The organism is Gemmatimonadota bacterium, from assembly GCA_009838645.1.
GTDB lineage: Bacteria > JAAXHH01 > JAAXHH01 > JAAXHH01 > JAAXHH01 > JAAXHH01.
On the sequence record VXRC01000012.1, the window covers coordinates 85975 to 96992 of the forward strand.

Consider the following 11018-nt stretch of genomic DNA (forward strand, 5'->3'; position numbering starts at 1 on the left):
GTTTAACGTTGATTGCGGAATTGTGCTCATGAGTCAAGGACGATCTGGTACTGGTTCGCACCTCAGGATGCACTTCTGAATCGACAGCTTCATCTTCAACGAGAATGTGCGCGAGAAACTCGACCTGGAAAATACGTAGGGTATTTTGCATTTGTTTTTGGGTTTTTAAATAATGGGTGTAGATATACTGCATCAATGATCTGCTTGACGAGCGAACACGGAACCGTTTCCTGGATACCCGTGTGTATCGGTTATCCCCACAGGAGCATAGCGCGCCATGAATGAACCCGTCGTCTATCTCAACGAAGGATTCGTCCCCGCCTCCCAGGCCCATCTGAACATCTACGACCTGGGGATCGTCCTGGGGGCCACCGTGACCGAAATGACCCGGACCTTCAGGCATGAACCGTTCCGCCTGGACGAACATGTGCGGCGGCTTCTGCGGTCGTGCAAATACGCGGGCTTCGCGCTGGACCTTGATCACGGCGGCCTGGTCGAGTGCACGCGAAGCCTGATCGAGATCAACAGCGGGCTGATCGGCCCGGAGCAGGACCTGGGCGTCGTCCACTTCGTGACGCCGGGGGAGAACCGGATCTACGCGGGGACCGCGGGCAGGACCGTGCGCCTCAAGCCTACCTTGTGCATCCACTCCTTTCCACTGCCCTTCTCCGTGTGGCGCCCCTACTTCCGCGAGGGCGCCCACGTGGTCACGCCCTCCATCCGCCATGTGCCGCCCCAGTGCGTCGATCCCAAGACCAAGAACCGCTCTCGCCTGCACTACTGGCTGGCCGACCGGCAGACACAGGCCGTCGACCCCGCCGCCACCTCGCTGCTGCTCGACCTGGACGGCAACCTGACGGAGTGTTCGGGTGCGAACTTCGTCCTGGTGGAGGACGAAACGATCTATACACCCACCAGCCGCAACATCCTGGAAGGGGTCAGCCTGGTGACGATGCGGGAGATGGCGCCGGAGCTGGGACTGGGCTGGGTCGAGAAGGAACTGCAGCCCTACGATGCCGTCAATGCCGACGAGGCCTGGTTGACGAGTACGCCGTATTGCCTGGCGCCCTGTACGCGCATCAACGGCACGCCCATCGGCGACGGCCGGCCCGGTCCGCTGTTCGTTCGGGCCATGGAAGCCTGGAGCCGGCAAGTGGGCATGGACATCCTGGCACAGATCGAAAACACGGACTGACCCGCCCCCTTTCGACTTGATAAATACCTGATAAGACGGTATTTTACGATACCTTGTCGGGTCTGAATTCCTGGAGCGGTTTCACGTGGAGGCTGGTTCCATGGGCATCTACATTCTGCATGGGTTGATTCTGGCGGGCTACGCAGTCGCCACCGTGGTCTATTTCCGCCATTTCTGGACGAAGCATCCGGGGTCCGGGATCTATGCCAGTCTCTTCCTGATATTCGCCCTGGCCTGCCACAGCGCCTTTCTGATCGCCCGAGCCGTCGAATCTAGCCACGCGCCTTTCGTCGGACTGCACGAATCGATGAGCTTTTTCGCGTGGCTCATCGCCGTGGTCTACCTGTTCCTGGAACGCCGTTTCCACGACCGGTCGCTGGGTGTGTTCGTCCTGCCCCTGGTGCTGGCGGCGCAGACCGTTTCCACGGTGCTCATGAGTCCCGTCGATCCATTGCCGCCCCTCCTCCAGAGCCCGTGGTTCAACTTCCACGTAACGGCGAGCTTCCTGGCCTACGCGGCCTTTTCCTTCACCTTCATCACCGGGCTGCTGTATGTGATGCAGATGTATTACATCCATCACCGGCGCGTGGGCCTGGTGTTCTCCCGGCTGCCCGCGCTGGGCATGCTGGACGAGATGAACCTGAAGGCGACGCTCATCGGCTGGGTGTTCCTTTCCGCGGGCATCGCCACGGGCATCTGGTGGGCGACGGCCGCGTGGGACTCGATCACGCCCTGGCTGCTGGACCCGAAAGTACTGTGCGTAATGCTGACCTGGGTCATCTACACCTGCCAGCTGGTTACCCGATATACCGCGGGCTGGCAGGGTGAACGGGCGGCCATCATTTCCATGGCCGGGTTCGCCTCCGTGCTGCTGGCCTATCTCGGCGCCGGACTCTGGACCAATCTGCACATTTTCGACTAATGACGGCAGCTGGACGACGGCAACCAGTCGACGTCGACTGGACGACGACAACTGACGGCAACTGACGACAACTGACGGCAACCGACGGCAATTGAGCCATGAAAAAATACTATCCCGCCTTCATCGACATCGAAACACAGCCGTGCCTGGTAGTGGGCGGCGGTGCGGTCGCGGAAGAGAAGACGGGATCGCTGCTCGAATGCGGCGGGGTCGTTACCGTGATCAGCCCCGATCTGACGGACGGACTGCGTGACCATGCGGACTGCGGCGCATTGCGCTGGTTAGCGAGGCCATACGGACCTGGCGACGTCCGCGGCTTCAGGCTGGTCATCTCGGCGACGGATTCCACGGAAGTCAACGAGCGGGTCTACCGGGACGCCGAGGCGGAAGGCGTCATGGTCAACGTGGTGGACGTGCCCGCGCTGTGCCGGTACATCGTGCCTTCCATCGTCCGGCAAGGCGACCTGTGCATCGCCATCTCCACGGGAGGCAAGAGTCCCGCGCTGGCAAAGAAGATCCGCGGGCAGCTGGAAGGGGCCTACGGGCCCGAGTACGCCGATCTGCTCGACCTGCTTGGCGCGTACCGCCCCCGGATGAAGGCCGCGTACCCCGATGAAACCGAAACGCGCGCGAGGTTGTGGACGTCCCTGGTCGATTCCGACCTCCTCGATCTCCTGCGCGCCGGACGCGCGGAAGAAGCGCGCGACAGGGTGGAGTCATGCATCTTACACTCGTCGGACTGAGTCACCATACCGCGCCCATCGACGTGCGCGACCAGGCGGTGCTGACGAAATCGCTCCAGGAAAAGGCCCTCTCCTTCGTGAAGGCCTCGAGCGGCATCCTGGAAGCGGTGCTGCTGTCCACGTGCAACCGCAGCGAAATGTACGCGACCACCGACGAGGAACATACCGATCCCGGCCCTATCGAGGCGTGGTTCCACGAGATCCACGGCGTGGACGAGGGCGTACTGTCCCCCTATCTCTATCACCGGAGGGACGAGGCGGTCATCCGGCACCTGTTCCGGGTGGTCTCCAGCCTGGATTCGATGGTCGTCGGCGAGCAGCAGATCCTCGGCCAGGTCAGAGAGGCCTACATGCAGTCGCTGAACTCGAAGAACACGGGACTGGTCCTCAACCGGTTGTTCGAAAAGGCGCTGGCCGTGGGCAAGCAGGTGCGGGAGACCACGGAGATCGGGACGGGCTCGGTTTCCGTCAGTTCCGTGGCGGTCGAACTCGCGCGGAAGATCTTCAAGGACCTGCGGCAGCATACGGCCATGCTGATCGGCGCGGGAGAGACCGGTGAACGTACCGCGGAGTACCTCGTCGACCAGGGCGTGAAGCGGCTGATCGTCGCCAACCGGACCTACGACCGGGCCGCCGACCTGGCCCACCGCTACGACGGGATCGCCGTTTCCCTGCAGGACGGACTGCAGATGATCTCCGACGTCGATATCGTCATCAGTTCCACCGGCGCCACCGAACCGGTGCTGGGAAGGGACCGGATGGCCGAGATCATGCACGACCGCCGCAACCGTCCCATATTCCTGATCGATATCGCCGCGCCCCGGGACATCGACCCCCGCGTACGCGATCTCTACAATGTCATCCTCTACGACATGGACGACCTGCAGTCGGTGGTGGACGACAACGCGGAAGCGCGGAAGGCGGAAGCGCAGAAGGTGGAGGCGATCGTCGAGACCGAGGTGGAGCGGTTGCTCACGTGGTACCAGAACCTCTCTATCGCGCCCACCATCGCCCAACTCCGCCACTTCGCGGACGATATCCGGCACCAGGAGGTCGACCGGGCCTTCACCCAGCTTGGCCATCTCTCCGACGAGGACCGGGAGACGATGGTGAAGATGAGCCGCGCCATCGTGAACAAGCTGCTTCATCAACCGACGGTCCAGCTCAGGAACACTTCCGATCCGGAGCACAGGGACTACCACCTCTACAGCCTGCGTCATCTCTTCGGACTCGACGAGCACGGAAACGACAAGAACGGCGCCGGGAACGAATAGCGCGGCGCGTCCGGGTGGCCGAGCAGGAACAGCGCGGCGCGTCCGGGTGGCCTGGACATCGATCCCCTTTCCATGGCTTCTTCACTGATCATAGGCACCCGCGGCAGCAGGCTGGCCCTCGTCCAGGCCCATTCGGTGGCCAGGGACCTGGAAGCGGGCCGCGACGGCCTGGCCGTGGAGGTGCGCGTCCTTACGACGAAGGGCGACGCGGACCGGGACGCCTCCCTGGATACCTTCGGCGGCGAGGGCGTCTTCGTCAAGGAACTGGAACGGGCCCTGGTCTCGAGGGAGATCGACGCGGCTGTGCACAGTCTCAAGGACCTGCCCACGTCCCTTCCGGACGGGTTGGCGATCGCCTCGGTGCCGGAGCGCGTGGACGCGCGCGACGCCCTGATCAGCCGCGACGGAGCCGGGCTGGACGACCTGCCGGCGGGCGCCCGCGTCGCCACGGGGAGTCCGAGACGGCGGGCTCAACTGCAGCACTTCCGGCCGGACCTGCGCTTCACGGGGATCCGCGGGAACATCGACACCCGGCTGAAGAAACTGGAAGAAACGGCCGGTCCGGACGCCATCGTGCTGGCCGTGGCGGGGTTGCAGCGGCTGGGCTGGACGGACCGCATCTCCGAGGTATTGTCTCCGGAAGTCTGCATGCCGGCCGTCGGCCAGGCCGCGCTCGCGATCGAAACCCGGAAGGACGACCTGCCCACCCTGGAAGCGGCGCGGCGCATCGACGATCTTCCGGCCAGGCAGGCCGTGACGGCGGAACGGTCCTTTCTCCATCGTATCGGCGGCGGTTGCCATACCCCGGTCGGCGCTTGGGGGAGGATCGAGGAAGGTTGCCTGGTGCTGGAAGCCGTCCTGGCCGCCGATGACGGCGAATGGCTCGTGCGTCAATCCCTGCGCGGACAGCCCGAAGAATGCGCCGATCTGGGCCGCCGGCTCGCCGAGGCGGTGCTGGATCAGGCCAGGCCGACCACGGAATCCCAATGAACGCCGAAACCCCAGACAAGTCCGACTCCACCTCGCCGCCGGGCAACAGCGAATCCACGGGCAAGTCCACATCCGCCCCGTCGTCGGGCGCCGCATCCGCCCCGACCCCGGGCATGGTATACCTGGTCGGTGCGGGCCCCGGCGACCCCGGTCTGATCACCGTGAAGGGCCTTTCCTGCGTGCGTCGGGCCGACGTCGTCGTCGCCGACTTCCTCGCGGACGAACGGCTGGTGGCGGAGGCGCCGGGACACGCCGCGTGCATCCGCGTACCCTGGCGGCCGAGTCGGCAGGCGGAGATCAACGACCTGCTGGTTCGGCACAGCCGGGCCGGGAAGACCGTGGTCCGGTTGAAGGGCGGCGATCCGTTCGTGTTCGGCCGGGGCGGCGAAGAGGGACTGCATCTCCAGCGCGCCGGGATCTCCTTCGAGGTCGTTCCCGGCATCACGGCGGCGGTCGCGGTACCGGCCTACGCCGGTATACCGGTGACCCACCGGGAGATCACTTCGTCCATGACGGTCGTCACCGGCCACGTGGCGCCGGACAGGGACCGGACGGATCTCGACTGGGAGGCACTTTCCAAACGGATCGGCACGTTGATCTTCTACATGGGCGCGCGGAACCTGCCCTTCATCGCGGAAAGACTCATCGAACACGGGCGGCCGAAGGACACGCCCGTCGCGCTGATCCAGTGGGGCACCACGACGGAGCAGAGGACCCTCGTCGGCACGCTGGACGACATCGTTTCCAGGGCCCGGAACGCTTCCTTCACGCCGCCCGTGCTGATCGTCGTGGGCGAGGTGGTGGCGCTGCGTCCGCAGCTCGACTGGTTCGAAACGAAACCGCTTTTCGGCGTCCGCGCGCTGGTCACGCGCGCCCGGGACCAGGCCGGCGAGCTGTCGGAGTCGCTCGTCCGCCAAGGCGCGGAGCCGGTCGAAGCGCCGCTGATCCGGATCAAAGCGCCCGATGATTGGTCGGCAGTGGATGCCGCACTGGCCGATCTCTCCGGCTTCGATCACGTGGTGTTCACCAGCCGGAACGCCGTGGAGGCGTTTTTCTCCCGATTGAATCATCAGGACCTGGATGCCCGGGCACTGGGCGGGGTCCGCGTCGCCGCGGTGGGCCGGGCCACGGCCGGCACGCTGCGTAGTCGCGGGATCGAAGCGGACGATCAACCCGAGGTCTTCCGGGCCGAAAAGCTCGTGGAAGCCCTGGCCGGAGAACGCGACCTGCGGGATGCGCGGATCCTCTTCCCCGCGGCGGACATCGCGGGTCCCGCCGTGGAGGAGGGACTGACCGCCGCTGGAGCGTCCGTGACCCGGGTGACGGTCTACCGGACGGTCCTTGCAGCGGGCTTGCCGGACGACATAGCGTCCATGCTGGAAGACGGGAAGATTCATTTGGCCGTGTTTGCGAGTTCGTCGGCCGTGTCGGCGTTCGCAAAGGCCGCGGGGCCGGACGGTCCGCAACGTTGGACCCGGGGCGTACGCATCGCGTGCATCGGTCCATCGACGGCGGAAACCGCCGCGGAGGCGGGACTGTCCGTGGATATCGTGCCCGGCCAGGCCACGGTCCCGGCGCTCGTGGACGCGATCGTGCGCGACCGGTTGGCCGCGGGGGAGCGGCTTGAATAACATCGTGCGCGACCGGTTGGCCGCGGGGGAGCGGTCCGCGTAATAACGATTGCCCCGAAATGACGCGCCGGTATATATTTGACGGGCGTGATTCCAGTTAACAAACAGCCGAATACTATGCCTTTTTGTCCGGAATGCGAATGCAAATACGCCCAGGGTGTGGAGCAGTGTCCCATCTGCGCGACAACCCTGGTCGAAACGCTGAACGAGGCGTCGACCTGGGTTTGTGATGAATGCAAAGAGGAAATCCCGGGCGACGCGAAGTCCTGCCTGGTCTGCGGGACGGTTTTCGTCGCCGACCTGCGCTGCCTGACCCATCCGGACCAGCCCGCCCACGGACGATGCGTCGTCTGCGGACAGCACGTGTGCGGGGACTGCGGCATCCGCCGGCTCGGCCGGTATTTCTGTGAAAGACACGGGTTGGAAGAGGATACGCCGGTCGAGGAGGAGATCCTCTACCGGGCGGAGGACCGGGAAGCGCTGAACTACCGGCGCTACCTTGCGCAGCAGGGCGTGGATTGCCGTGTGTTCTCGGCCCAACAGGACGCCGGCCTCCTCCTGGACGTTCGATCGATCGACGAGGCCAGGATCATCGTGCCTTCGAAACACCGGGCGCCGGCTCGGGAGTGGATGGCGTCACGATCCATCGACGCCGGCCATGTCCTTTTCCAGTGTGAACGCTGCAGCGCCCTCAACGGATTCGACGGCGGCGGCTGTGCCAACTGCGGCGGCCCCTGATGCGCCAATACCGGCGGCTGCGCCAACTGCGGCGGCCCCTGATGTCCCGATAGCGGCCCTCGACAAAGGACAGGGAAAACCGATGGCATTTCCCGTACACAGGCTGCGGCGCCTGCGCCGCACCGAGCGTCTGCGAAGGATGGTCGGCGAGACCCGGCTATCCGTGGACGATCTGATCTATCCCCTGTTCATCTGCCCGGGAGAAGGCGTCCGTGCCCCGGTAGATTCCATGCCCGGCGTGGAGCGGCTGTCGGTGGACCAGGGCGCGGAAGTCTGCCGCGAAGTCGCGGACCTGGGTATCCCGGCCGTCATGCTCTTCGGCATCCCTGAGCGCAAGGACGCCTACGGTTCCGGCGCTTACGCGGACGACGGCATCGTCCAACGGGCCATCCGCGCGATCAAGCAGGCGGCGCCGGAAATCACCGTCATCGGCGACGTGTGCCTCTGCGAGTACACCGACCACGGCCACTGCGGTGTCATCAAAGAAGACGATGTGGAGAACGACGCCACCCTTCGGCTGCTCGTCCGGACCGCGCTCTCGCAGGCGAAGGCCGGCGCCGACATGGTCGCGCCGTCGGACATGATGGACGGCCGCGTTGGTGCGATACGGGAGGCCCTCGACGACGAGCGGCTTTCGCACGTCCCGATCATGGCCTATTCCGCCAAATACGCTTCGGCCTACTACGGGCCCTTTCGCGACGCCGCGGACTCGGTCCCGCAGTTCGGCGACCGCCGTTCCTACCAGATGGACCCGGCGAACTCCAACGAGGCACTCCGGGAAGTGGAGCTGGACCTCGAGGAAGGCGCCGATATCGTCATGGTCAAGCCGGCCCTGGCCTATCTAGACGTGATACACCGGGTGAAATCGACCTTTGAAGTGCCGGTGGCCGCTTACAACGTGAGCGGGGAATACGCCATGATCAAGGCGGCGGGACAGATGGGATGGATCGATGAAGAACGGATCGTCATGGAGTCGCTGACCGCCATAAAGCGCGCTGGCGCCGACATGATCCTCACCTACTTCGCGCGGGAGGTCGCGCGAGGACTCCAATCCGAATGAACCGAATGGAACGAATGGAACGAACCGAATGAACCGTTCCCGATCCGGCACGCTCTTCGACCAGGCCCTGCGATCCATGCCCGGCGGCGTGAACAGCCCCGTGCGCAATTTCGGGCGGGTCGGTGGCCGCCCCGTCTTCATGGAACGGGGCGCGGGGGCGACGGTCTACGACGTGGACGGCAACGCGTACATCGACTACCTGGGATCCTGGGGGCCGCTGATCCTGGGCCACGGCCATCCCGCCGTGGTCGAAGCTTTGAAAAATGCCTGCGAGCGGGGCACGAGTTTCGGCACGCCCACCGAAGCCGAGATCAGGCTGGCGGAACTGGTCAAGACCGCCTTCCCTTCCATCGAACTTTTGCGCATGGTAAACTCCGGCACGGAGGCGACCATGAGCGCCCTGCGCGTGGCCCGCGGATACACGGGACGCGACCTGGCGGTCAAGTTCGAGGCGGGATACCACGGCCACGGAGACAGCTTTCTCATCCAGGCCGGATCGGGCGCAGCCACGTTCGGCATCCCCGACAGCCCCGGCGTGCCCGCGGACCTGGCGAAGATGACCATCAACCTGCCCTACAACGACATCAATGCGGTCCGCCGCATCCTCTCGGAGCGGGGCGACGACATCGCCTGCGTGATCGTGGAGCCGGTTGCAGGGAACATGGGCATGATCCCCCCGGCCGAAGGCTTTCTCGAAACCATCCGGGAAGAGACGGAGAAGCGGGGCATCATCCTGATTTTCGACGAGATCATCACGGGATTCAGGATCGCTTTCGGCGGCGCACAGGAACGGTTCGGCATCACGGCCGACATGACCTGCCTGGGCAAGATCATCGGCGGAGGCCTTCCCGTCGGCGCCTATGGTGGGCGCAGGGAGATCATGGAAACCGTGGCGCCCGTCGGCGCGGTCTACCAGGCCGGCACGCTCTCGGGTAACCCGCTGGCCATGACCGCGGGTTATGAAACGGTGCGGCGGCTTCAGGAACCCGGTGTCTACGAAAGGCTGGAGAACCTGGCTTCCCGGCTCGGCACCGGACTCCGCGCCGCGGCGGCGGAGGCACGCGTTCCCGCGTACCTGACGCGCGTCGGGTCCATGATGTGTACCTTCTTCACCGGCCAGGCCGTAACCGATTTCGACACCGCTTCCACCTCGGACGCGGATACGTACGGGCGTTACTTCTGGAACATGCTGGACCGGGGCGTCTACCTGGCGCCTTCGCGCCTCGAAACGGGTTTCGTGTCCCTCGCCCACACCGAAGAGGACATCGACCTGACCCTCGAGGCGGCTCGGGAGAGTATGAACCTACTAATTGCATAGATTGTTTATGACATAGACAATTAAAGTCATAGACTATCCAGAACCGTTGCATTAAGATCACGTTCGGAACATTTACACGAACCACTTTCAGTCCTATTCCGAGAGGAGTTCAACGTGATTCGCCCGTATAGCCGCGCGTTCACAATGATCACGGCTTCTATATACTTCATGATCCTGGCAGGATGCGGCGGCGGGGACAGCGGCCCGACGAGCCCCACGCCGCCCGATCCTACGCCTCCGACGCCGCCACCGGCACCTGTGGCGACGAGCATCACCGTCGCGCCGTCTTCGCACACCCTGGCATCGATCGGTGCAACCGTGCAGCTGACGGCTACGGTGAGGGACCAGAACAACAACACGATGACCGGCCAGGCGGTGACCTGGACGAGCAGCGTCACCGCCGTGGCGACAGTCAGCGGCAATGGCCTGGTAACAGCGGTGAGCAACGGTACGACCCAGATCACGGCGCGTTCCGGCAACGCGTCGGGTACCGCGAACATCACGGTGGCCGAGCCGGTGCCGACCCGGATCGCGGTAACGCCTTCCTCCCATACACTGGAGACGATCGGAGCGACCGTACAACTCACGGCAACCGTGCGGGATCAGCGGAACAACGTCATGTCCGGCCAGACCATTACCTGGTCGAGCGGCGACGCAGCCGTGGCGACCGTGAGCGGGACGGGCCTGGTCTCCGCGGTGGGCAACGGCATGGCGGAGATCACGGCCAGGTCCGGCAACCTGTCTGCCAATGCGACCATAACCGTCGCGAGTCCGGTGGCGACAAGCATCTCAATCGAGCCTTCGTCGCATACCCTGGCGATGACCGGCGCGACGGTACAACTGACGGCAACGGTACGTGATCAGCACGAAAACGTGATGTCGGACGTGACCGTGACGTGGTCGAGCGGCGACGAGTCCGTGGCGACCGTGGACGCGAACGGCCTGGTCACCGCGGTGGGCAACGGCATGGCGGAGATCACGGCCCAGGCCGGAGACGTCATGGGGACCGCGTCGATTACGGTTTCATTGCCCGTGGCGACGAGCATCTCAGTCGAGCCTTCGTCACTTACCCTGGCGATGACCGGCGCGACAGTACAACTGACGGCAACGGTACGTGATCAGAACGAGAATGTAATGTCGGACGTGA

Annotated in this window: 10 protein-coding genes; all 10 read left to right on the top strand. The window is 64.6% G+C overall.

The features are described from left to right. The first annotated feature begins 277 nt into the window (after positions 1–277). A complete protein-coding gene (locus F4Y38_04145; protein ID MXY48476.1) occupies positions 278–1195 on the top strand; it encodes a branched-chain amino acid aminotransferase in 918 nt (305 codons plus the stop codon). A 100-nt stretch (positions 1196–1295) separates the two neighbouring features. Further along, positions 1296–2117, top strand: a complete 822-nt coding sequence (locus F4Y38_04150; GenBank protein MXY48477.1) for a hypothetical protein — start codon at positions 1296–1298, stop codon at positions 2115–2117. Between the two features lie 98 nt (positions 2118–2215). Further along, positions 2216–2860 (top strand): bifunctional precorrin-2 dehydrogenase/sirohydrochlorin ferrochelatase, encoded by a 645-nt coding sequence (locus F4Y38_04155; protein MXY48478.1) that lies wholly within the window; start codon positions 2216–2218, stop codon positions 2858–2860. Next, a complete protein-coding gene (locus F4Y38_04160) occupies positions 2836–4134 on the top strand; it encodes a glutamyl-tRNA reductase (protein MXY48479.1) in 1299 nt (432 codons plus the stop codon). Before F4Y38_04155 ends, F4Y38_04160 begins: the two co-directional genes overlap by 25 nt. A 72-nt stretch (positions 4135–4206) precedes the next feature. Then, positions 4207–5124: a hydroxymethylbilane synthase gene (gene hemC, locus F4Y38_04165; protein ID MXY48480.1), complete on the top strand. Its 918-nt coding sequence runs from the start codon at positions 4207–4209 to the stop codon at positions 5122–5124. 113 nt (positions 5125–5237) lie between these two features. Continuing rightward, the gene (gene cobA, locus F4Y38_04170; GenBank protein MXY48481.1) at positions 5238–6755 is read left to right on the top strand and encodes a uroporphyrinogen-III C-methyltransferase; all 1518 of its coding nucleotides are present in this window, start codon (positions 5238–5240) and stop codon (positions 6753–6755) included. A gap of 117 nt (positions 6756–6872) precedes the next feature. Continuing rightward, positions 6873–7493 (top strand): hypothetical protein, encoded by a 621-nt coding sequence (locus F4Y38_04175; protein ID MXY48482.1) that lies wholly within the window; start codon positions 6873–6875, stop codon positions 7491–7493. A gap of 82 nt (positions 7494–7575) precedes the next feature. Continuing rightward, positions 7576–8553, top strand: a complete 978-nt coding sequence (hemB, locus tag F4Y38_04180) for a porphobilinogen synthase (GenBank protein ID MXY48483.1) — start codon at positions 7576–7578, stop codon at positions 8551–8553. Between the two features lie 28 nt (positions 8554–8581). After that, positions 8582–9871, top strand: coding sequence for a glutamate-1-semialdehyde-2,1-aminomutase (hemL, locus tag F4Y38_04185; GenBank protein MXY48484.1), 1290 nt, complete (start codon positions 8582–8584; stop codon positions 9869–9871). A 114-nt stretch (positions 9872–9985) separates the two neighbouring features. Beyond that, a partial coding sequence (locus tag F4Y38_04190) for an Ig domain-containing protein (protein MXY48485.1) occupies positions 9986–11018 on the top strand: 1033 nt, incomplete at its 3' end.

Bases quoted from the DNA above. Each gene is read 5' to 3' on its own strand.
- cobA (MXY48481.1), top strand. From the start codon at position 5,238: ATGGTATACCTGGTCGGTGCGGGCCCCGGCGACCCCGGTCTGATCACC.
- hemC (MXY48480.1), top strand. From the start codon at position 4,207: ATGGCTTCTTCACTGATCATAGGCACCCGCGGCAGCAGGCTGGCCCTC.
- F4Y38_04175 (MXY48482.1), top strand. From the start codon at position 6,873: ATGCCTTTTTGTCCGGAATGCGAATGCAAATACGCCCAGGGTGTGGAG.
- hemB (MXY48483.1), top strand. From the start codon at position 7,576: ATGGCATTTCCCGTACACAGGCTGCGGCGCCTGCGCCGCACCGAGCGT.
- F4Y38_04160 (MXY48479.1), top strand. From the start codon at position 2,836: ATGCATCTTACACTCGTCGGACTGAGTCACCATACCGCGCCCATCGAC.
- F4Y38_04145 (MXY48476.1), top strand. From the start codon at position 278: ATGAATGAACCCGTCGTCTATCTCAACGAAGGATTCGTCCCCGCCTCC.
- hemL (MXY48484.1), top strand. From the start codon at position 8,582: ATGAACCGTTCCCGATCCGGCACGCTCTTCGACCAGGCCCTGCGATCC.
- F4Y38_04150 (MXY48477.1), top strand. From the start codon at position 1,296: ATGGGCATCTACATTCTGCATGGGTTGATTCTGGCGGGCTACGCAGTC.
- F4Y38_04155 (MXY48478.1), top strand. From the start codon at position 2,216: ATGAAAAAATACTATCCCGCCTTCATCGACATCGAAACACAGCCGTGC.